19 protein-coding genes are annotated in these 23,267 nt (G+C 43.8%); 16 read left to right on the top strand and 3 right to left on the bottom strand.

Features of this window, described 5'->3' with window-relative positions; all coding sequences use genetic code 11:
* Positions 1 to 343: 343 nt before the first annotated feature.
* The 8 genes from gltB (at position 344) to ACHUGF_RS05030 (ending at position 11,313) form a co-directional block, all read left to right on the top strand.
* The gene (gltB, locus tag ACHUGF_RS05065) at positions 344 to 4,792 is read left to right on the top strand and encodes a glutamate synthase large subunit (protein ID WP_394129696.1); all 4,449 of its coding nucleotides are present in this window, start codon (positions 344 to 346) and stop codon (positions 4,790 to 4,792) included.
* A 6-nt stretch (positions 4,793 to 4,798) separates the two neighbouring features.
* A complete protein-coding gene (locus ACHUGF_RS05060) occupies positions 4,799 to 6,205 on the top strand; it encodes an FAD-dependent oxidoreductase (protein WP_394129695.1) in 1,407 nt (468 codons plus the stop codon).
* A 379-nt stretch (positions 6,206 to 6,584) separates the two neighbouring features.
* The gene (locus tag ACHUGF_RS05055) at positions 6,585 to 7,862 is read left to right on the top strand and encodes a Xaa-Pro dipeptidase (protein ID WP_394129694.1); all 1,278 of its coding nucleotides are present in this window, start codon (positions 6,585 to 6,587) and stop codon (positions 7,860 to 7,862) included.
* 168 nt (positions 7,863 to 8,030) lie between these two features.
* Positions 8,031 to 8,723, top strand: a complete 693-nt coding sequence (locus ACHUGF_RS05050; protein ID WP_394129693.1) for a 5'-methylthioadenosine/adenosylhomocysteine nucleosidase — start codon at positions 8,031 to 8,033, stop codon at positions 8,721 to 8,723.
* A 39-nt stretch (positions 8,724 to 8,762) separates the two neighbouring features.
* Entirely contained in the window at positions 8,763 to 9,755 is a 993-nt protein-coding gene (locus ACHUGF_RS05045; RefSeq protein WP_394129692.1) for a cobalamin biosynthesis protein CobD/CbiB, read from the top strand.
* A 67-nt stretch (positions 9,756 to 9,822) separates the two neighbouring features.
* Positions 9,823 to 10,212 (top strand): DUF2721 domain-containing protein, encoded by a 390-nt coding sequence (locus tag ACHUGF_RS05040; RefSeq protein ID WP_394129691.1) that lies wholly within the window; start codon positions 9,823 to 9,825, stop codon positions 10,210 to 10,212.
* Complete coding sequence (locus ACHUGF_RS05035) at positions 10,209 to 10,832, top strand: trimeric intracellular cation channel family protein (RefSeq protein WP_394129690.1); 624 nt, start codon at positions 10,209 to 10,211, stop codon at positions 10,830 to 10,832. Before ACHUGF_RS05040 ends, ACHUGF_RS05035 begins: the two co-directional genes overlap by 4 nt.
* Positions 10,833 to 10,836: 4 nt before the next feature.
* The gene (locus ACHUGF_RS05030) at positions 10,837 to 11,313 is read left to right on the top strand and encodes a nuclear transport factor 2 family protein (RefSeq protein WP_394129689.1); all 477 of its coding nucleotides are present in this window, start codon (positions 10,837 to 10,839) and stop codon (positions 11,311 to 11,313) included.
* Between the two features lie 151 nt (positions 11,314 to 11,464).
* Here the strand turns inward: ACHUGF_RS05030 and tyrS are convergent, their stop codons facing one another.
* Positions 11,465 to 12,664, bottom strand: coding sequence for a tyrosine--tRNA ligase (tyrS, locus tag ACHUGF_RS05025; protein ID WP_394129688.1), 1,200 nt, complete (start codon positions 12,662 to 12,664; stop codon positions 11,465 to 11,467).
* Positions 12,665 to 12,792: 128 nt separating this feature from the next.
* Here tyrS and ACHUGF_RS05020 point away from each other — a divergent pair, with 128 nt between their 5' ends.
* The 4 genes from ACHUGF_RS05020 (at position 12,793) to ACHUGF_RS05005 (ending at position 16,482) form a co-directional block, all read left to right on the top strand.
* Entirely contained in the window at positions 12,793 to 14,259 is a 1,467-nt protein-coding gene (locus ACHUGF_RS05020; protein WP_394129687.1) for a peptidoglycan DD-metalloendopeptidase family protein, read from the top strand.
* 25 nt (positions 14,260 to 14,284) lie between these two features.
* Positions 14,285 to 15,397: an anhydro-N-acetylmuramic acid kinase gene (locus tag ACHUGF_RS05015; protein WP_394129686.1), complete on the top strand. Its 1,113-nt coding sequence runs from the start codon at positions 14,285 to 14,287 to the stop codon at positions 15,395 to 15,397.
* An 88-nt stretch (positions 15,398 to 15,485) separates the two neighbouring features.
* Positions 15,486 to 15,869 carry a DUF2750 domain-containing protein gene (locus ACHUGF_RS05010; protein WP_394129685.1) on the top strand — a complete coding sequence of 128 codons (384 nt, stop codon included), beginning with the start codon at positions 15,486 to 15,488 and terminating at the stop codon, positions 15,867 to 15,869.
* A 64-nt stretch (positions 15,870 to 15,933) separates the two neighbouring features.
* Positions 15,934 to 16,482, top strand: coding sequence for a hypothetical protein (locus ACHUGF_RS05005; protein WP_394129684.1), 549 nt, complete (start codon positions 15,934 to 15,936; stop codon positions 16,480 to 16,482).
* Positions 16,483 to 16,558: 76 nt separating this feature from the next.
* Here the strand turns inward: ACHUGF_RS05005 and erpA are convergent, their stop codons facing one another.
* Both erpA and ACHUGF_RS04995 read right to left on the bottom strand, forming a co-directional pair.
* Positions 16,559 to 16,909 (bottom strand): iron-sulfur cluster insertion protein ErpA, encoded by a 351-nt coding sequence (gene erpA, locus ACHUGF_RS05000; protein WP_394129683.1) that lies wholly within the window; start codon positions 16,907 to 16,909, stop codon positions 16,559 to 16,561.
* Positions 16,902 to 17,702, bottom strand: coding sequence for a DUF6776 family protein (locus ACHUGF_RS04995; protein WP_394129682.1), 801 nt, complete (start codon positions 17,700 to 17,702; stop codon positions 16,902 to 16,904). The genes erpA and ACHUGF_RS04995 overlap by 8 nt, the downstream gene beginning before the upstream one ends.
* 74 nt (positions 17,703 to 17,776) lie before the next feature.
* On the opposite strand from ACHUGF_RS04995, the gene ACHUGF_RS04990 reads away from it, so the two are divergent.
* The 4 genes from ACHUGF_RS04990 to hemL all read left to right on the top strand — a co-directional run bounded on the left by ACHUGF_RS04990 (position 17,777) and on the right by hemL (position 23,246).
* Positions 17,777 to 19,489, top strand: coding sequence for a chloride channel protein (locus ACHUGF_RS04990; RefSeq protein WP_394129681.1), 1,713 nt, complete (start codon positions 17,777 to 17,779; stop codon positions 19,487 to 19,489).
* 114 nt (positions 19,490 to 19,603) lie between these two features.
* A complete protein-coding gene (locus ACHUGF_RS04985) occupies positions 19,604 to 20,725 on the top strand; it encodes a glucosaminidase domain-containing protein (protein ID WP_394129680.1) in 1,122 nt (373 codons plus the stop codon).
* Positions 20,726 to 20,913: 188 nt separating this feature from the next.
* Positions 20,914 to 21,930: an aspartate carbamoyltransferase gene (locus ACHUGF_RS04980; RefSeq protein ID WP_394129679.1), complete on the top strand. Its 1,017-nt coding sequence runs from the start codon at positions 20,914 to 20,916 to the stop codon at positions 21,928 to 21,930.
* A 29-nt stretch (positions 21,931 to 21,959) separates the two neighbouring features.
* On the top strand, positions 21,960 to 23,246 hold the full coding sequence (gene hemL / locus ACHUGF_RS04975; RefSeq protein WP_394129678.1) for a glutamate-1-semialdehyde 2,1-aminomutase: 1,287 nt from the start codon (positions 21,960 to 21,962) through the stop codon (positions 23,244 to 23,246).
* Positions 23,247 to 23,267: the final 21 nt, after the last annotated feature.

Here is a 23,267-nt window from a genome sequence, read left to right as displayed (position 1 = left end):
ACTCAAACAAGGGCGATATAACCGAATGTACTGTACATGAAATAAAATTCTAATTTTTTATTTCAAAAACAATGATATTCAAAGTGCTCAGTAAATTGCACAAAACTACACAGATAACCAAAAAAGCTTTTTATTCATAAGGTTATACAAAAATATTTACAGTTTACGTTAACGTAAGCTTAGTCGTAACCAACCTAAAAACTGTAATAAAATTTCATTTGGAAGCAAATTTGCTAATTGACCTTTGCTAGAACAAAGTTTAATTTGAATGGTTCGGGTGAATATATATGGAATAACAACATAGCCCCGAGTCTTATCTTTAGTGAGCTTTTAGGGGGTTTGTATGAGCTTATATCATCCCAGTTTCGAAAGAGACAATTGTGGGTTTGGTTTGATTGCGCAAATGGACGGTGAAGCAAGTCATCGCATTGTACGTACTGCAATCCATGGCTTAGACCGTATGAAACACCGTGGTGGTATTGCTGCCGATGGTCGCACTGGCGATGGCTGCGGTTTATTAATGCAAATGCCACGAGAGTTTTTTAACGCCGTTGCCGCAGAAAATGATTGGCACCTAAGTCGTAACTTTGCCGTGGGTATGATCTTCTTAAGTCAAGATCAGCAAAAAGCCGATTACGCTAAACAAGTATTAGCAGAAGAGCTACAAAAAGAGACTTTGAGTATTACAGGTTGGCGCAAAGTGCCAATCAATGAATCAGTGCTGGGTGAGATTGGCAAAGCCAGTCTGCCACAAATATATCAACCCCTGATTAATGCACCTGTGGGTTGGCGCGAAAAAGATTTAGAACGCCGTCTATATATGGCAAGACGTCGTACAGAGCAACGCATTGTAGACGACAGTGACTTCTATGTAGCCAGCCTTTCTGGTCAAGTCATTGTCTACAAAGGGCTACTGATGCCTGCTGATTTGCCAAACTTTTACACTGATCTCGCTGACTTACGCCTTAAGAGCTCTATTTGTTTATTCCACCAGCGTTTTTCTACCAATACCTCGCCTAAATGGCCACTTGCACAACCATTTAGGTATTTGGCACATAATGGTGAAATCAATACCATCACAGGTAATCGTCAATGGGCGCGCGCACGTGCTTATAAGTTCAGCTCACCTCTACTGCCCGATTTACAGCAAGCTGCACCGTTTGTAAATGAAACCGGTTCAGACTCGTCATCGCTTGATAACATGCTAGAAATGTTACTTTCAGGCGGCATGGATTTATATCGCGCCATGCGACTGCTTATTCCACCAGCATGGCAATCAAATCCTGAAATGGACGACGAACTAAAAGCCTTCTACGACTTTAACTCTATGCATATGGAACCGTGGGATGGCCCTGCTGGTATCGTAATGACTAACGGTCGTCATGCAGCCTGTGCAGTTGATCGTAATGGCTTACGCCCGTCACGTTATGTGATCACCAAAGATAGAATTATTACACTGGCATCTGAAGTTGGGATTTGGGATTACGCTGCAGATGAAGTCATAGAAAAAGGCCGAGTGGGCCCAGGTGAATTATTAGTTTTAGACACCTTAAACGGTAAATTGTATCAATCGTTTGAAATCGATAATGATCTTAAACGTCGCCACCCGTATAAAGAATGGATGGCGAAAAACAGCCAAACTTTGGTCCCAGCTGAAAAAGTTGAACAATCTCACCAAGGTGATAGCGCGTTTGACCAACACACGCTGTTGCAGTACCAAAAGCAATTTGGTTACAGCCGAGAAGAAATTGAGCAAGTGTTGTGGGTACTCGCCTGTAAAGGTGAAGAAGCAACAGGCTCAATGGGTGATGATACGCCGATGGCTGTGCTATCGAAAAAATCTCGTTCCATTTATGATTATTTCAGACAAAAATTTGCTCAGGTAACCAACCCTCCGATTGACCCTTTACGTGAAAAACACGTGATGTCGCTAGCGACCTGTGTTGGTCGTGAGCAAAACTTATTCTGTGAAACCACAGGTAATGCTTATCGAGTCATGTTCGATTCGCCGATTCTGTTATTCAGTGACTTTAACCAGCTACTGGGATTAGACAGTAATTATTACCGTGCAAACACTGTCGATTTAAATTACGACGCCAGTGAAACGCTCAAACAAGCCATTGAAAGAATTACTGATGAGGCTGAGCGCCTTGCACGTTCTGGCACAACCTTGTTGGTTTTATCTGATAGAGCCGTGGGGAAAAAAGTACAAGTTATCCCAGCTGCAATGGCTGTTGGCGCCGTACAGCACCGTCTAGTGAGTCAAAGCCTACGATGTGATACTAACATCATCGTAGAGACAGCATCAGCTCGCGATCCGCACCACTTTGCCGTGCTACTTGGTTTTGGGGCTACAGCGATTTACCCATACCTTGCCTATGAGTCCATCTCGGCAATGGCGCGCAAGCAACAAATGACAGATAAATCTAGCCTGATGCTCAACTACCGCTACGGTATTGAAAAAGGCTTACGTAAAATCATGTCAAAAATGGGGATCAGTACCGTTGGTTCTTACCGTTGCAGTCAACAGTTTGAAGCGGTTGGTTTAGCCAAAGAGGTAGTAGAGCTATGCTTTAATGGTGTTGTAAGCAGAATTGAAGGTGCAGGCTTTGAGCATATTGCCAAAGACCAATCAAGCTTGCATACGGCAGCCTTTAGACGCCATGTTCCATTACCACAAGGCGGATTACTCAAGTATGTAGAAGGCGGTGAGTATCACTGCTTTAACCCTGATGTTGTCAACACATTACAAACGGCCTTGAAACAGCAAAATTATGGTACTTACCAAAAATTTGCAGAACTTGTTGATGACCGTCCTGTTGCAACTTTACGTGATTTGATTGGCATTAAAGACACGCAGCAAGCACAAGATATCGCCAACGTAGAAGATGCAGCCAAACTCTACCCACGCTTTGACAGTGCGGCAATGAGTATCGGTGCATTAAGCCCTGAAGCTCATGAAGCATTAGCAGTGGCAATGAACCGTTTAGGTGGCCGCTCTAATTCGGGTGAAGGTGGTGAAGATCCAAGCCGTTTTAATTCAGAACGCAATTCTGCCATTAAACAGATCGCTTCAGGTCGCTTTGGTGTTACCGCACACTACCTTGTCAATGCTGAAGTGTTGCAAATCAAAGTCGCCCAAGGTGCAAAACCTGGTGAAGGTGGTCAGTTACCGGGTCACAAAGTCAGTGTAGAAATTGCAGGTTTACGTCATTCACGTCCTGGCGTGACGTTAATTTCACCGCCGCCGCACCATGACATTTATTCGATTGAAGATCTCGCACAATTGATTTTTGATCTTAAGCAAATCAACCCTACAGCGTTGGTGTCGGTCAAGCTGGTATCAGAGCCAGGTATTGGCACCATTGCGACCGGTGTTGCTAAAGCTTATGCCGATATGATTACAGTATCTGGTTACGATGGTGGTACAGGCGCAAGCCCTATTACCTCAGTAAAATATGCCGGTTCGCCATGGGAATTAGGCCTTGCAGAAGTCCATCAATCCTTGGTTGCTAATGGTTTACGTCACAAAATCCGCTTGCAAGTGGATGGTGGTCTAAAAACCGGTACTGATGTCATCAAAGCAGCATTATTAGGTGCTGAAAGCTTCGGCTTTGGTACCGTACCGATGATTGCCCTTGGCTGTAAATACTTACGTATCTGTCACTTAAATAACTGTGCTACAGGTGTTGCAACGCAAGATCAAAACCTGCGAGACAACCATTATCACGGTTTACCAGAACGCGTCGTGACCTATTTTGAATTCGTTGCCCGTGAAGTACGTGAGTGGATGGCGAAATTAGGCATGACGGAATTTGAGCAACTTGTCGGACGAAGTGACTTGTTAGAGGCACTTTCAGGACAAACAGAAAAACAGTCTGGTCTCGATTTAGCCCCCATTTTATATAAACCACAAGTGCCTGAAACCACTGCTATCACTTGGAAAGAAACCAATCCACCAGCGGACCAAGGTTTACTCAACCAATTATTAGTTGAAGAGTGCCAACAAGCCGTGTTAGCAGGAGAGCCTTTTTCTAGCCAATATGCCATCAATAATACAGACCGCTCAGTAGGCGCAAGTTTATCTGGCTATATTGCCACTCATGTGGGACTTCACGGTGCCAAGCAAGCCATTGCTCTCGGTTTTAATGGTAGTGCGGGTCAAAGTTTTGGTGTCTGGAATAGCCCAGGGCTTGAATTAAAGCTTTGCGGTGATGCCAATGACTATGTTGGTAAAGGTATGTCTGGCGGTAAGATTGTGATCCACCCGCCTATTGGCAGTCCTTTCCAAAGCGAGCGCAGCGCCATTATGGGTAATACATGTCTGTATGGTGCCACTGGTGGCCGTTTGTTTGCCGCAGGTAAAGCGGGTGAGCGTTTCGGTGTGCGTAACTCTGGCGCCATTGCTGTCGTTGAAGGTTTAGGTGATAACGGCTGTGAATACATGACAGGCGGTATCGTTGTGGTGCTAGGTAAAACTGGCGTTAACTTCGGTGCGGGCATGACAGGTGGTTTCGCCTATGTGTTTGACCAGCACCGCCGTTTCCACCGCCGCGTGAATACTGAGTTAGTCGATACTCAAAAACTTGAGTCGAGCATTCAACGTGAGCACTTACGTGAACTGATTCAGGCCCATGTTCAAGAAACTGGGAGTGAACACGGCAACATGATATTGAGTGATTTTGATAACTGGATTGATTGCTTTGTGTTAGTTAAGCCGAAAAATATCGCCGTGGCAGATTTACTTAAAATCGCCAACCCAGATCCTCAACTAGCAGTCAAGGCGGGGTAATAAACGATGAATAATGATTTTCAATTTATCGAAGTGGGACGTGTTGATCCGACTAAACATGCAGCCGAGAAACGTGCTACACAATTTATTGAAATATATCAGCCTTTCGAACAACCTCAAGTCACTGAGCAAGCTGACCGTTGTTTGGACTGCGGTAACCCTTATTGCGAATGGAAATGCCCATTACATAACTATATTCCCAACTGGCTGAGCTTAGCTAAACAAGGCAGGATTTTAGAAGCCGCTGATTTAGTTCATGAAACTAACACCTTGCCTGAAATCTGTGGACGTGTATGCCCGCAAGATCGCCTATGTGAAGGGGCATGTACCCTCAATGATGACTTTGGCGCAGTGACAATTGGTAATGTTGAAAAATACATTACTGACACAGCTATTGCCCAAGGTTGGCGTCCAGATATGACTCATGTTACGCCACGTAGTGAGCGCGTCGCCATCATTGGTGCAGGCCCAGCAGGTTTAGGTTGTGCGGACATTTTGGCACGTAATGGCGTAAAAGCAGTGGTATACGACAAGTACCCACAAATTGGCGGGCTACTGACTTACGGTATTCCATCATTCAAGCTAGATAAGTCAGTCATGGCAACCCGCCGTAATGTACTTGAAGGCATGGGGATTGAATTCAAGCTTGGCGTGACTGTCGGTCAGGATGTTAGCTTTCAAAACTTGTTAGATGAATATGATGCAGTGTTCCTAGGCATGGGTACCTACACCGCAATGAAAGCCAGATTACCCAATGAAGATGCAGACGGTGTGATTCAAGCACTGCCTTACTTGATTGGTAATACTCATCATTTAATGGGCACTGAAAGCGCACAGACACCATACCTTAGCCTTGAAGGCAAAAATGTTGTGGTGCTAGGTGGTGGTGATACGGCAATGGACTGTGTGCGAACGGCTGTTCGTCAAAACGCCAATAGCGTGACATGTGCATATCGCCGTGATGAAGCAAATATGCCAGGTTCAGTCCGTGAAGTACAAAACGCTAAAGAAGAAGGGGTTAACTTCCTTTTCAACCGCCAACCTACTGCGATTAAAACGGAAAATGGCAAAGTAGTGGGTATTGAGTGTGTTGAGACTCAAATGGGTGAGGCAGATGAATCTGGTCGCCAGCGGGCTGAAGTTATCGAAGGTAGTGAACAACTCCTAGAAGCTGACGCAATTATCATCGCCTTTGGCTTCCAAGCGAGCCCGGCACCATGGTTTGAAAACTTTGGCATTGAGACCAATGAATGGGGCTTGGTCAAAGCTGAGAAACTGGCTGACAACCCATTTCAAACCACTAACCCTAAGGTATTTGCTGGCGGCGATATGGTGCGAGGTTCAGATTTGGTCGTGACAGCCATTGCAGAAGGGCGAGATGCTGCGATGGGCATTTTGAACTACCTCGACTAATCGAACTTGTACAAGTTTGCTTGTGATTTGCGCATGTCACCATGCGCATTTTTTTTGCCTAGGCGTTTTTGATATACCTCATCGCAAATCAAGACTCGTCAATAATATCAATCAGTATAAAAATCTACTTCTACTCAGATTATTTTGCGATTCTAGCACTGCGTTTACCAGCTTACACTTAGCAGAACTTGCTTTTCACACACCACCTTGCAGCAGCGTTAAACTCTCGCTGAGCGATCACACCGTTATATTGATTGGTATAAAGGTTGATTTGAATTATGATGAATTCAAATTCACATAAATGCTGTATTAAGCAACATCTCACAGTTGAACGTACAGAGTAAAAGCACAAATAATAACAATACAAGGATTGATTAGCATGGCTCGACTAAACCTAGCAATCACAACGCTAGCGATAGCAATGGGATTGCTCAGTGCTCAAGCACTCGCCAAAGATACTCTTATCATCGCCAAATCTTATGTTGATGTAGCCAAAGGGAAAACCATACCCAATGCAGCCATTGTGGTCAGTGGCAATCAAATAACCCAAGTCACCCGACAACAAGATGTGACTAATAAACAACAGTACCAACTCATTGACCTTAGCGATAAAACATTGCTACCTGGTGTAATGGACATGCATGTGCATTTATCCAGTCATGCCGATGATAACTTTCTCGCAGCTCGTAATGATTCTATTCCTCGTAAGACCATCAAAGCGGTCAGCAATGCCAATACAACGTTAATGGCTGGGTTCACCACTGTACGCGACCTCGGTGCCAGTGGTTACTCGGTTATTGCGACTCGAGACGGCATTAATGCAGGTGACATTGTTGGCCCTCGTATCTGGGCTGTTGGGCACTCAATTAGTGTGACGGGTGGCCATTGTGATGATAATTTTTCTGCGCCAGAAAAACGCTCGGTTGCTCAAGGTGTCGCAAATGGCCCGTGGGAAGTGCGGGCTAAAGTACGGGAAAACATTAAGTACGGCGCAAATGCCATTAAAATATGTGCCACAGGTGGCGTATTCTCTAAAGGGACCAAAGTAGGCATTCAACAACTTAGCGATCAAGAAATTAAAGCCGCTGTGGAAGAAGCACACATGCAAGGCATGGTCATCGCGGCACATGCACATGGCACAGAAGGGATTAAAGCTTCAATTAAAGCCGGTATTGATAGTATTGAACATTGTAGTTTTATGGATGATGAAGCCATCAACATGGCCATAAAAGCGGGAACATATCTTTCTTGTGATATCTACAACACTGAATACACACTGGCATTTGGCGAAGCTAACGGTGTGCCAGAAGAAAATATCAACAAAGAAAAGTTAGTGTCTAAAGCTCAGCGAGACAGTTTTCGAAAAGCAGTAAAAGCGGGGGCTAAAATGGTATTTGGCTCTGACGCCGCCATATATCCACACGGTGACAATGGTAAGCAATTCTCGCGCATGGTGACTTTTGGGATGACTCCCGCTCAAGCTCTACAGGCAGCGACTATCAACAGTGCGGCACTGCTAAAACAGGACAACCTAGGCCAGTTAAAAGCGGGGTTCCTAGCTGATATTATTGCGGTTGATGGCAACCCACTAGAGAACATCAGTGTCATGGAAAATGTTAGCTTTGTGATGAAAGATGGAGTGGTTTATAAGCAATAAGGCCACCATACTGCTTAAGATCATCAATAAATAACAATAAGCAAAGTGTGGTTAAAATCGCACTTTGCTTTTTTTTACCCTTCATAGAACAATAATTTCCGCGTCATTTATTCACAAATGTTATACTGCGTGGCAATTGTTTTCCCTTGTATCCTGTAAGGCAAGTATATGAAAATCGGTATAATCGGCGCTATGGAGCCGGAAGTTGTTCACCTAGTTCAAGCTATCAACAACCCTGTTAGCACCACAATTGCGGGCATTGAGTTTGTTAGTGGCACCATTGCAGATAAAGAAGTCATCGTCACTCGCTCTGGCATCGGCAAAGTGGCAGCCAGTATTGCAACCACCCTTGTAATTGAGAAATTCGGCGCAACCACGATCATCAATACCGGTTCTGCGGGCGGCTTTTTAAAAGAGTTAGCGATTGGCGATATTGTTATTTCATCAGAAGTTCGTCACCACGATGTTGATGTGACAGCGTTTGGTTATGAAATTGGTCAAATGGCATCACAACCGGCGGCCTTCATACCTGAAACAAGCCTTGTAGAAGCCGCGAAAAAAGCCGTAGCTGAGCTTGGTGAAGTCAAAGCAGTTGAAGGACTAATTTGTACTGGCGACAGCTTTATTTGCGATCCTGAACGCACTAAAATCATGCTAGACAACTTCCCAAGCATGGCTGCATGTGAAATGGAAGCAGCGGCCATTGCGCAAGTTTGCCACCAGTTTAATACCCCATTTGTGGTTATCCGCTCGATTTCTGATAACGCTAATGATGACTCTTCTGTAGATTTTGATACATACTTAGTCAAAGCTGGCCATCACTCAGCACTCATGGTCATTGCTTTGCTACAGAAATTGTAATCCATCGATAAGGCAGCATAATCACTCATTATGAACAGTTTGTCATTTTCACAAATTTTACAAAATGAAAGTGCTTTACTGATTGATTGCGCAGTGTTGTTTGCTGCCTTAATACTGGCTCGAGTTGCCCCACTCGCACCAGAATTGCACCCTCTTACTTGGTTAAGTAAATTAGCCACGCAAATAGCAGATAAGGTCAACCGCTTCAACCGAGCACCAAGCCAGCGTCAAATAGCTGGATTAATGGCGTGTTTACTCATTGTGGTGCCCATAGTGGCTATCGTGGCATTTTTGTTGTCACTCGCTGCTTTCCCTTGGTTTTTCAACTTTCTCATCTTGTACTTGTGTATTCCTGAAGGGCAAACCAGTGCACAGGCTAAACTCGTTTATCAACAATTGGACAAAGGCCAAAAGCCACAAGCTAGAGATACTTTGTCGACCATGGTAAACAGCCATACCAAGTCTCTTTCAGAAGTCGGTATTTGTAAAGCGACTATCGAACAGCAACTCACCTCCCCTGTATACGGGTTACTCAGTGTGATCTTTTTTTATGTGATTGGTGGCGTTCCCTTGGTGCTCACGGCCAAACTTTTACGCAAACTGGAATTGAATTGGCCTCCCTTTCATCCGCACTTTCATGCATTCGGGGCGACGGTTTTCATTTTAAACCGAATATTATTTTTCATCCCTAAAACGCTTTGGCTGCTGACACTTTCCTTGCCTTTTGGGCGACTCCCCTTCAAAGCACTTGGCGATGAGATAAATCAACAACAGGCCGATAATGACTTCGCCACCTTGCAAGTAGGCGCTAACTTACTCAATGTTGAGTTAGGCGGCCCGCAACAATATTTACATCAAAAAGAAACGATTCGAGTTGCCAGAGCGAAAGTGAATGTGAGTCAGTCTCTGCCCAGTGCTGCGTCCATTGTTGAAGCGCAAAAGCTGATTACCCCAGCATATTATTTCTGGTTAGCGTTAATCGTAATAATGCCCGTTTTATGGCTAGGTTTACGCTCGCTACAAGCGATGTAATTTTTCAATAAAACAGGTATTATGCTCAGCTGTTTTTTTCAGCTAAACATACTCGAAAGGCACCGCTTTGTTTGAAACGACCCAAATATCATTAACAACACCAGCGTTATTATTTCCAGCGATTTCATTGTTGTTACTGGCCTATACCAATCGTTTTTTCTCTCTCGCGGCACTGATCAGAACCTTAAGTAACAATGATGAACCTGTGAATCAGCATCAAATCAGCAATTTAAAAAAGCGCATTACCATTATTAGGCGCATGCAAGAAACTGGCGTAACCAGCTTCGCCTTATGCGTGCTTTGCATGATTTTTATCTATCTGGGTTTTAATAAAACGGGTTCTCTGATTTTTGGTCTATCTTTGGTGTTTTTACTTTATTCACTGATTTTATCTGTGGTTGAAATACGCATCTCTGTCGATGCCTTGAACATTCATTTGAAAGAGATGAGCAAATGAGCAACTGGATTTACTTCTTTGATTTGTGCGGTACTGCAGTATTTGCACTTTCAGGTGCATTAGCGGCTGGGAAGCATCGAATGGACCCATTTGGCGTCATGGTACTGGCTTCTGTCACAGCAGTGGGCGGAGGCACTATTCGCGATACGATAATTGGTGCTACCCCCGTATTTTGGATTAACGACCCCAATTATATTCTGGTCATTCTCGCCACGGTCATTGCTTGCCTGATTTTTATTCGCAAACCCTATAAGTTATCGAGGCTGACGCTTCCAACCGCTGATGCCTTTGGTTTAGCCTTGTTTACGGTGATTGGTGCCGAGAAAGCATTATCACTTGGGCTATCAGGTATGTCTGCTGTCGTAATGGGATTGATCACAGGCGTAGGTGGTGGCATTATTCGAGACTTGCTGTGCCGCCAAGTCCCCATGGTATTACGTACCGAGATTTATGCGACGGCATCAATAGTTGGCGGGATTTGTTATACCCTCAGCCTATTAGCGGGCATGGGCAGTATGGTCTCTCTCGCATTAGCCATGTTAAGTACTTTGATCATTCGCTTGAGCGCAATCCATTGGCACTTATCATTACCCGCTTTTGATTTGAAAACTAAGAGATAATACCTTGCGTTATATATGTTTTATTCTTTGTTTGTTTTGTGTACCAGTAAAAGCCAATAATTTTGGCGACATGCCATTAGAGCAGCAATATGCCATGGAATACATCACAGCTTTAACCAAACATGATTATAAATCGCTTAGATATTTCTACGACCGCGATACCGTGTTTTACGATAAAACTGCCAACGTAACCTATACCGGCCGCCGACATATTCTAGAGTTTTTCAGTCGCGCCCATGCTGGTGTATTGGAGTACAGTTTAGACATAGAGCACATGTATAACGCTGGCTCATTAGTGGTAATAATCGGCAACTATCGCTTGCGAGGCCCTGGTGAGCAATTTGGTAAACCCGGTAAAATTATCGATATTGCTGTACCAGGTGTAACCACACTCAAGTTTAATATGAGTAAGAAGCGGGTTGAAGAACACCAAGATTTAATGGATTACCAAACAATGGCTGATCAACTTTCCACTCAATAACACTACAGATTTTGGTCAAATTACTCTAGTAAACAATCCACCTTGTGAAGAAGGTGGTTTTGGAATTGAAAATAAAAAATGCCAGTCGAATGACTGGCATTTAAATGTTTACTGCACGAGTACTATGCACTCTTTAGAGTATAAAACCTAATTAGCTAACTGTGACTTTAGCAAATTTGCGTTTACCTACTTGGAAAACAGCAGTCACACCAGCGCTGAAACGCTGACGAGTATCTGACACTTTCTCACCATCCATTTTCACAGCACCTTGCTTAATCATACGCATACCATCAGAGGTAGAACCAACTAAGCCTGCATCTTTAAGTAAGTTAGCAATAGCTAACCCTTCATCGCCAGCTTCAAGCGTCACTTCTTCAATATCATCTGGAATTGCGCCTTTTTGGAAGCGATTGATAAACGCTTGATGAGCCGCTTCAGCTTGCTTATCGTCATGGAAACGCGCAATGATTTCTTTTGCTAATGCAATTTTAATATCACGCGGGTTAGTGCCGTTTTCAACGTCTTGCTTAAATTGTGCAATCTCAGCCAAAGGACGGAATGACAGTAACTCGAAGTAGCTCCACATTAAATCATCTGAAATAGACATGATTTTACCAAACATGTCATTGGCAGGTTCACTCACACCAATATAGTTGTGTGCTGACTTAGACATCTTCTTGACGCCATCTAGACCGACAAGCAGTGGCATGGTGATCACTGTTTGAGGCTTTTGACCTTCAGCTTTTTGTAGTTCACGTCCCATCAGTAAGTTGAATTTCTGATCGGTACCGCCTAATTCAACATCGGCCTCTAATGCAACCGAGTCATAACCTTGTAGTAATGGGTACATGAATTCATGAATAGCAATTGACTGACCAGAACCATAACGCTTCTTAAAGTCATCACGTTCCATCATACGCGCTACTGTTTGCTTTGATGCTAAACGGATCATGCCAGCCGCACCTAACTCTTCTAACCAACTAGAGTTAAACACAATGCGTGTTTTGGCAGGGTCAAGGATCTTGTACACCTGCTCTTTGTAGGTTTCAGCATTAGCAAGCACATCTTCACGAGTTAGTGGAGGACGCGTGCTGTTCTTACCACTTGGATCACCAACCATACCAGTGAAGTCACCAATCAAGAAAATCACTTCATGACCTAACGTCTGGAAAGCACGTAATTTATTTAAGATCACCGTATGACCAAGGTGAATATCGGGTGCGGTTGGGTCAGCGCCAAGTTTGACGCGCAATGGACGCCCTTCTTTTAGTTTCTCAATGAGATCTGCTTCAAGTAGTATTTCATCTGTACCACGTTTTATCTCTGCTAATACTTGATCTAAATCAGCCATCTGTGCCGCAACTCCCAGCGCCTAGGTAAATGTAATAAAAGAGGCTTATGTTACTTGTTAGCCACAGCAAATGAAAGAGTGTACACTGAAGAGATAACAACGAGAGAGAGAAATTGGTACTTGAGTCAATGGCTAAGCTAATCACTTTATTTAAATTGCTGCCAAAAGCACATCAAATTGCCCTATCACTGTTAGTGGTATTCACTTTAGCTATTTTGATGATCCCATCAGAAAATGCGCAAGCTTCAAAACAAACCGGCATGACTGAATCAACGCTTAGCCGCACTAACACCGACTCTCAGCATACTTTACCTTTATCTCAGCGAACCCCTACACCGCCATCACAAGTCAGTGCAGCGGGTGCATATAAAGCCACCGCTGATGACGAAGCTTTTAGCAATCATATTGCCGCCAATAAACATAGCCAAGGCCAATCAGATATTACTTCTCCTACTGAGATAACTCAGATAGACCAGCAAATTACGCAGGCAAAATCACAAGTTCATGATAGCGAAGTCAATATTGAATACTACGAAGTCGCCCGAGGCGATACGTTAGGTGGCTTGTTTAATCGTGCAGGTCTTACCCCTAAAGATGTTTATGACATTACTCAATTGCCATTGGCCAAGAAAAACTTGTTAAAAATTATGCCTGGCGAAGAAATTGCTATCAGTAAATCTGATGTCGGTGAATTTGTAGAACTTACCTACCGTATGGACAAAATCTCCACCTTGGTCATTAGTAAAACTGATGGAGAATATGCAGAAACGGTCAATACTAAGCAAGTAGAAACCCGCACCGCCTTCGTGCAAGCCAATATTAACAATAACTTTTGGAATGCGGCTGCAAGCGCGGGCTTATCAGCTAACCATATTATGCAACTAGCCAACATTTTTGGTTGGGATGTCGATTTTGCCTTGGATATCCGTAAAAATGATCATTTCGCACTGATATTCGAGCAAGAGTACGCTGACGGGCAGTTCTTACGTGACGGCAATATTCTCGCCGCTGAATTTTATAACCAAGGTGAACGATATACTGCAGTGCGCTACACCGATGGTGAGTATTATTCCGAGTCTGGTAATAGTATGCGTAAAGCCTTTTTACGCTCGCCTGTGGACTTTAAATATGTGAGCAGTAACTTTAACCCAAGACGTTTGCATCCCGTCACAGGCCAAGTGAAAGCACACCGTGGTGTGGATTATGTTGCAGCCATCGGTACGCCAATTAAATCCGCTGGTAAAGGTAAGGTCGTGAAGTCTGGCTATAACCAGTACAATGGCAATTACGTATTTATCAAACACAATGACACCTATACCACTAAATACCTGCACCTCAACAAACGCAAGGTTAAACAAGGTCAAAGCGTTAAGCAGGGACAAATCATTGGCACACTGGGCCGCACAGGGCGAGTAACAGGTGCGCATCTTCATTATGAATTCATTGTAAATGGCGTGCACCGTAATCCTAGAACGGTCAAACTGCCAAAATCACAACCTATAGCTAAAGCCGAAAAAACCAAATTTACTGCTCTGAGTGAATCAATGATGGCTAAGCTTAAATCCAATCAAACTCAACAACTGGCTAGCCAATAACCTGCCAGTCTAAAGAAGACACATTATGCCTAAGCCACAATATTATATTGGCTTGATGTCAGGGACGAGCATGGATGGCGTGGATGCCGTGCTTGTTGACTCAGCCAGTGGTACACCTACTTTCGTTGCGGCACACACAGAAGACATGCCAGCGCATATCCTGTCAGGCCTGCAACGCTTATGTGTACCAGCTAACAACGAAATTAACCAGCTCGGTCAACTCGATCGTAATGTAGGTCAACTGTTTGCAAAAGCGGTCAACGCGTTGCTCGAAAAAACCGGTATCCAAGCAAATGATGTAATTGCGATAGGCTCCCACGGGCAGACTATTCGGCATATGCCGAACCTAGATCCGAGTTTTACTTTGCAAATCGGTGACGCTAATACCATCGCAGCATTAACCGGTATCGATGTGATTGCTGATTTTCGCCGCAAAGATATTGCGTTAGGTGGACAAGGTGCGCCATTAGTACCGGCTTTTCATCAGCAAGTATTCGCCAAAGCCAATCAAGACAGAGTCATTCTCAACATAGGTGGCATCGCCAATATCACTTTCCTAAGTCACGATAACGACACTGTCATCGGCTTTGATACTGGTCCTGGTAACGGCTTAATGGATGCATTTATCCAACAAGAAAAGCAACTCACATTTGATGAAGATGGCCTCTGGGCGCAATCGGGTGAAGTGCACAAACCGTTATTAACACAGCTGTTATCCCACACCTACTTTGCCATGGAATACCCTAAAAGCACGGGTAGAGAATTATTTAACCGCGATTGGCTTGAACAACAGCTAGCGAACTTTGGTCAAATTGAGCCTGCCGATGTGCAAGCCACGCTCCTTGACTTTACCTGCTACAGCATCGCCAATGATATTCGCAGGCTTACATCCAATGGTGAAGTGTTTGTCTGTGGTGGTGGCGCACTCAACCCCGTGTTAATGACACGTCTGCAGCAAATATTAGCTAACCACTCAGTTAGCAGCACTGCAGATTTAGGCATCAATCCCAAGTGGGTAGAGGCCATTGCTTTCGCTTGGCTAGCCATGCGCTTTATTAACCACTTACCCGGTAACTTGCCTGCGGTAACAGGCGCTTCGAAAGCCGCTATTTTAGGTGGTTTATACAAGGCAGATTAACCTCAGCCGCTGACAATGGTATTATTCGGATAATTTCGAGTATTCACATTCTGACAAGTTGCCAATTAACAGGCATAAAGAGACCAAGATGAGCAAAGCAAAAACCGTAGAACAGCTATTAAATATGACACCTGAAGCCCGCTACGATTACCTAATCGAACAGGTCAAAGCCAATAAAACTATCTGGACTTTACAAGATCATGATGGCTGCGTGATGCTCACCACCGAAGATGAAGATTGTATTCCTATGTGGCCAAGTGAAGAAACAGCCAAACTTTGGGCTGTGGATGATTGGAAAGAATGCACTGCATTAGCCATTCCATTAGATGAATTTCAACAGCGCTGGGTCAGCGGCATGGAAGACGATGAGTTATTTGTTGCCGTATTCCCTGTCGAGCAAGACTTAGGTGTGGTTATTCCACCTTATGAAGTGGACCAACGCTTAACGCCGCGTGCGAAAATAAAACACTAATTTTCTCACTAATGGGCAACGGACACTTGTGTGGCCGTTGCCAGCATCATCAGGACAATGTTTGATGGATAACCAAACTAATAACAATAATAAATCATTGGTCGATACAGCACAGGACACGCAAAGCGATACCGTTTCGGCTTCAGAAACCACAGCAACTGAATCAGCTAAATCAACTAAATCAACTAAATCAACTAAGCCGAGCCCTTTCCCAAAGCGTTTAATTATCTTAATGCTGGTGTATATCTTGACTTCGGTGAGCGGTTTAATTTCAATCGGCACACTAGCAGAGCAATCGGCATTATTTTGCGTACTGACATTAATGATGGTGGTTGCAATATTAGGCCGCCAAAAAGCGGCGCTCTATTTACTTCGCGCTTATGCTGTCGTGCAATTAGCCCTATTTAGCTTTTTACCCATTATCATGTATGACCCTGATAACCTTGTGGCTGGCCCAACGACGTTTGAAATTGGTCAATATCACTTGATTATGTCGGACTGGATTATTTTTACTGTCTTGATTGCCTTAGGTGTTTGGCAAGTTTGGGTAGGATTTAGCGGCAAAGTGGCATCATGCTTTAATCGCAAAGTGAATATGAATATTATCAGTTAATCTATCTAGACGATAAATGGTTCTACTGACACAAAAAAGCCGTCTTTAAGACGGCTTTTTAAATGCTGTTACTTGCTTATACAGAGAAGCTAGCACCACAACCACAAGTTGTTGTTGCATTTGGGTTCTTCACAAAGAAACGCGATCCTTCAAGGCCAGACGTGTAATCTACTTCACCGCCAACCAAGTACTGTAAACTCATTGGGTCAACCACAAGTTGCACGCCTTGCTTTTCAATAGTGAAATCGCCTTCATTAACTTTTTCGTCAAAAGTAAATCCATACTGAAAGCCCGAGCAACCACCACCAGTGACATAAACGCGCAGTTTTAGTTCTGGATTTTGCTCTTCTTCCAACAAGCCCTTTACCTTAGTCGCTGCGGCATCGGTAAATTGAATCGGCATTGTTGAATCAGTTTGTTCAGTCATTACTACCTCTTACTTCAGTTTGCTGTTCGGGATTATCTATTACCTGAGTATTTTGTTCAAGTATTACCCGTTGTTCTTTTTCACCTAGGAGCTCAGGTACATTGTACACTTCCTGAGTTTGTCCCCCTTTGACGCCACGGCGAGATTTTACATTCACCTTGACCATGATGCGTTGTAACTCAAATCCATCTGGTACTGTAAATTCGGTTTCCAAAATTTGAAAATAAGTAAAATCAAAGCCAAATTGTTGTTCTAGTAATTGGCCTAAATCAATCTCCTTGGCCGCGCCATCCGCAACACCCAACAAAATAATCTCTGCACTGGCTTTAGAGTTTTGTTTACGCTTTTGCAATTGGGTCAAAATCAACCTAAGTTGATACTGCTTGGTTAACATGCCTTGACCGAGCTCAAGCGCATGAATACCAATCCCCTCAACTGTCGTGTCTGGCACCATTAGGCTACGATAAAACGCCAATTCCTTTTCTAACGACTTTTGATCAGTTAACTGTTGGTTGAACATATCACGCATCGTTTGATTCGCTTCTTGCTCAATCTGCAAGGTTAACTTAGTCACGGCTATTTCACGGGTTTGAGTCTGAATTTGCTGCTCCAGTTGCAACATTTTTGCATCAGACTCACTGGTATCGTGCTCTTCGCTAGTGAACCACACATTATAAGTTGTTGCGCCAAGGAAAAATGCTATCGACATCAAACTCAATAAATAAAAACCTGATGTGCGACTTTTATGCTCAAAAGCTTGCAGTCGGTCCAACCAGCGGTAATAATTTGTCATTGAGTTACAAACCCTTAAATACTTTTTGACACAGTTACATGTCACCAGCTTAGAGTAACATTGTGCAAACTAAAATGAATAAAGCCGCTATTATTCACGCCAAACGCGTCACACGCAAATATCTGCGCAATGAATTTAGAGATAAGCTCTCACAAGCTAAGATCAGTGTGCAGCTTTGTGGACTAGCGCTGATTTTTGCGCTTATCGCATCTGCGGTGATTATTCTTTTTCGTTTACTGCTCAATTGGGCGAGCGGCTATACCCTAACTGAAGCGACCACAATGGCAGAAACTGTCACTGACTGGCGCACTTATTTACCCCTACTGGGCGCTTTAGCCATTTGGTTACTGTCTCGCATTGGCTCTAAGCGTTATCGGCGAATGGGTATTGCCTATGTGCTGCATCGCGTCAAACTGCACTATGGTAAGGTGCCGCTGCAATCCGCTCCAGGACAATTCTTTCAAGCACTCGCCGCATTAATCACTAACTTTTCTGTTGGGCGAGAAGGCCCTGCAATTCATCTTGGTGCGGTCAGTGCGAGTGTGCTTGCTGAGAAATTTAAGTTACCCGACAACAGTGTGCGTATTATGTGTGCAAGCGGCATTGCAGCAGGGATTGCCGCGACCTTTAACGCACCTTTAGCTGCGGTACTGTTTGTATTTGAAGTGATAGTTAGAGAATACAAAATTCATTACTTCTTCCCTATCATGCTATCGGCGATTTGTGGCGCACTTTCAAGCCAAATGGTATTTGGCAATATCCATGAATATGACTTGATTAATGTGATTAGAATTCCATTGGATCACTACCCTATCTTATTAATTGGCGGTGCTGTATTGGGCTGCGCCGCAGCATTTTTTAACTTTTCCTTATTGAAGGTAACCGCACAAAGCCAACCTTGGCCTTTATATCAGCGATTATTGCTGGCGGGCACGCTAACGACGTTAATAGGACTCGTTTTACCACAAGCCCTAGGATCTGGTGATTTAGCTATTCATGCTGCTATCAGTGACGATCCAAGCATTTGGTTTCTACTCGCCTTACTGATAGCCAAAGTCATCGCCACCATTGCCGCCATTGGTCTAGGTATTCCAGGAGGATTGATTGGCCCGCTCTATGGTATTGGCGCACTTGTTGGTGCGATTTTAGCGTTAATCAGTATGGCCATGTTTCCAGTCATTGAGCCTTTTGTGGGGCTGTATACCATTATTGGCATGACAGCCATGATGGGCGTGTGTTTAAGTGCGCCACTAGCAGCGTTAGTCGCATTGCTTGAATTAACCAATGATGCATCCATTATTCTGCCTGCTATGTTTGTCACCGTGCCTGCATTTTTGATTGCATATCAAGGTTTTAATACCAGCTCTATTTTCCTAAAGCAGCTAGATATCATGGGGCTGGGCTATAAAGTGCCACCCATGAATCAAGGGCTACAGAAAAAAGGCGTGCGCGCTCTGATGGATAAGCGTTTCGTCATTGTGAATGATGATCCCGACTTATTACTTGAAGTACTTAAACGCGCTGAAGGCAGACCAGTATTGGTGCGTAACGCCAGTGATAAAATTGAAATGCTCAGCCTTGAAATGCAAAATGCTGACAACAACACCACACTTTCACGTCACTTAATGCGTGGGTTAAGTGATAACAGCACCTTAAATGAAGCTTATGAAGTCCTCTCAGTTAAGCGTACCGGTGAGGTCTATATTTACCGAGGTAATTCACACAATGTCGTTGGTGTGATTAGTTGGGCAAATTTACATCAAGAAATTCGTAGTGGTCAGCTATAATTACATGATTTAGCTAGAGCCTGCTGATTTTTGCTGATTAGAATTTGTTCGTGTTAAAAGCGCTTTAATCGAGGCGTCACCGATTGTGTGTCAACATAGGTAATGAGGAATATTATGACCCGTTTGCTTAAACATCCTGTATTTATTGTTTCTGCCATCGCTATACTGGCGTTGATTTCATTTATCATTTTCTCTAGGTCAAATCATCTTGATACGCGCAATGACGTCTCCGAATCTTCGGACTCGAGTCAAAGTGCCTCCCAAGCCACTGATGAAAACGTTGCCAAGAAAACTCAACAAAGCATCAACCCGGATGCACCAGATCCAGTAAAAATTGTGTCACCTCAGAAAATCAATAATGAAGGTAATGAAGGTGTCCAAAATAGTTTTGTCTACGTTTCTAAAAAGCGCCCAGAAAAAGCCCCTAAAGATGTCATTATAAGCTCGCTTGATGATTTGAAGCAGTTGTTCGAATCGCTAAATTATGACAAAGCCGCCTTTAAGCGGGGTCATCGCACTGTGCCAAGATTAACCTTCGAAAGTGTCAGTGAGAATTGGCAAACAAGCTCCCATGAGTTACCAGTAGATCTTAAAAAAGAAGTATTCTTTCGCTTAATGGCGCCGTTAATTCTCATTGCCAATGAGGAAGTCTTATTAGAAAGAAAACGAGTGGAAACGTTAGCGATTGATGATCCGCAACTTATTGCTATTGCTAAACGCTATCGGATATTAACTCAAGACCAAAACACGTTATCGACAGAACAAAGAGAACAGCTTTTGCTGCGAGTCGATATCATTCCCCCCTCATTAGTGCTTGCTCAAGGCGCTGAAGAAAGTGGTTGGGGCACGTCTCGATTTACCTTAGAAGGGAATGCTTTCTTCGGCCAATGGGACTTTAGCGGTAACGGTATGGTGCCGCAACAACAGCGCAAGGAACTTGGCAATTACGGTATCGCCCGCTTCGATAGCCCATTAGATTCAGTACGCGGCTATTTAATCAATCTCAACACCAATAACGCATATCGTGAATTAAGAGAATATCGGGCCGAGCTGAGACTGGAGAACCAACCTATTACAGGTATTGCATTAGCTAATACCCTTCTGCGCTACTCTGAACGTGGTCAAGCTTATGTCGATGGCATCCAATCTATGATCCGGTTTAACAACCTCGAATCAGTTGATGAAGCCTACCTAAGCGATGAGGCTCCGTTGCATTTAATCTCCGCAAATCAGTAAGCCACGTTTTACATAGAAAACAATCAAAAACATTATTTTAGACAAAGCGCATACTTCAAGTCACAAGCCATGACTTGAAGTAGCTTAGCCTAAGATTGTTTGCTACAATTTCGCCTCAGCCACCCTATATAACAATAGGTAATTTGCAGATTGTTCTGCTCATTGCCCCCTAACTTGGAAACAGGCTGATGATTCAGTTCGAAGGTTCACATATCCTTTCAGTAAACCAGTTAAATCTGGACGCTATTAACACCATTTTTAATGTTGCTCACCAAATGACCCCGTATGCCTTACGCGAAAAGCGGACGAAGGTACTTGATGGTGCAATTTTAGGTAATCTGTTTTTTGAGCCAAGCACACGTACGCGTGTTAGCTTCGGTTGCGCATTTAACCTGTTAGGCGGTAATGTACGCGAAACGGTTGGTATGGGTGCATCTTCACTGTCTAAAGGTGAATCCCTGTACGATACCGCAAGAGTGCTATCGACATACTCAGATGTGATTGCTATGCGTCACCCTGATAGCCATTCAGTTACTGAATTTGCTAAAGGCAGCCGCGTGCCTGTCATCAATGGCGGCGACGGAGCTAATGAGCACCCTACTCAAGCACTACTTGATTTATTTACCATTCAAAAAGAACTAGCAAGCTCGGGACGAGGCATTGACGGCATGCACATTGCCTTAGTCGGCGATCTAAAGTTCGGCAGAACAGTGCACTCTTTGTCACGATTATTATGTATGTATAACAACATTCAATTCACTTTGATTTCACCAAGTGAATTAGCAATGCCTGATTATGTGATCAGTGACATTGAAAATGCTGGGCATAAGATCAAAATAACACAACAGTTAGAAGGTAATCTCGACCAAGCCGATATTCTGTACTTAACACGCATTCAAGAGGAACGCTTCCCGTCACAGGATGAAGCGAACAAGTATCGTGGTAAGTTTCGTTTGAATCATTCGATTTACACTCAACACTGTAAATCGAACACTGTCATCATGCACCCGCTGCCACGTGATTCACGTTCAGCAGCGAATGAATTAGATAATGATTTAAACAGCCATCCAAGCTTAGCCATATTTAGGCAAGCAGATAATGGCTTACTTATTCGTATGGCACTTTTTGCATTAACACTAGGTGTTGAAAACCAACTTCAACAACACGAGTGCCCAGTAAATTGGTATTCACGTAAAGCCGATTAAAGGTCGGCTGAAATAGATAAGGACAACAAATGACTCGTTCTGAAGCCTTGTTTGATCAAGCAAAGCAAACTATCCCAGGTGGTGTTAACTCACCAGTACGTGCCTTTAATGGCGTAGGTGGCCACCCACTATTTATCGAAAAGGCTGATGGTGCATACATTTATGATGCAGACGGCAAAAAGTACATCGACTATGTTGGCTCTTGGGGACCAATGATTTTAGGTCATAATCACCCTAAAATTCGTCAAGCGGTACTGGATGCTGTGGGTAATGGTTTATCGTTTGGTGCACCAACAGAACTTGAAGTACAGATGGCTGAAAAAGTCATTGAAATGGTACCTTCAATGGAACAGGTACGTATGGTGAGTTCAGGTACTGAAGCGACCATGAGCGCCATTCGTTTAGCCCGTGGCTTTACCAGCCGTGACAAAATTTTAAAGTTTGAAGGTTGTTACCACGGCCATGCTGATTGCTTATTAGTGAAAGCAGGCTCTGGTGCGCTAACGCTTGGACAGCCTAGCTCTCCTGGTATTCCTGAAGATTTTGCAAAGCACACGCTAACAGCAACTTACAACAATCTAGATTCAGTACGTGCGCTATTTGAGCAACACCCAGAAGACATTTCTTGTATTATTCTTGAGCCTGTTGCTGGCAACATGAACTGCATTCCACCTGTTGATGGCTTCTTAGAAGGCCTACGTGCAATTTGTGATGAGTTTGGTGCCCTGCTTATCATTGACGAAGTAATGACAGGTTTCCGCGTATCTAAAAGCGGTGCTCAAGGACATTACGGTGTTAAGCCAGACCTTACCACACTAGGTAAAGTGATTGGCGGCGGTATGCCAGTGGGTGCTTTCGGTGGTCGTAAAGACGTTATGCAGTTTATTGCGCCAACTGGTCCGGTTTACCAAGCAGGTACCTTATCTGGCAACCCTATTGCAATGACTGCAGGTCTTGCACAAATGGAAGCCTTAAGCGAACCTGGTTTGTATGAAGAGCTATCAGCAAAAACTAAGCATATTGCTGAAGGCTTTAAAGCTGCTGCTGATAAGCACGGAATACCATTAAGCATCACCTATGTTGGTGGTATGTTCGGTTTCTTCTTTACAGAAGATAGCGCGCCAATGACATCATTTGAACAAGTGACTAAGTGCAACATGGAGCACTTCCGTCACTTCTATCACGCTATGTTAGATGAAGGCGTTTACCTTGCGCCTTCTGCTTATGAAGCAGGCTTCCTTTCTATGGCACACGGCGAAGAAGAACTTGCCTACACCCTAGAAGCAGCTGAGCGTGTATTTGCGGCGATGAAGTAATAAATCAGCATACTCTATTTG

This window comes from Shewanella maritima, from assembly GCF_043643735.1.
Classification (GTDB): domain Bacteria; phylum Pseudomonadota; class Gammaproteobacteria; order Enterobacterales; family Shewanellaceae; genus Shewanella; species Shewanella maritima_A.
The sequence above is the reverse complement of the archived record's forward strand: the minus strand, read 5'-3'. Positions and strand labels throughout refer to the sequence as shown.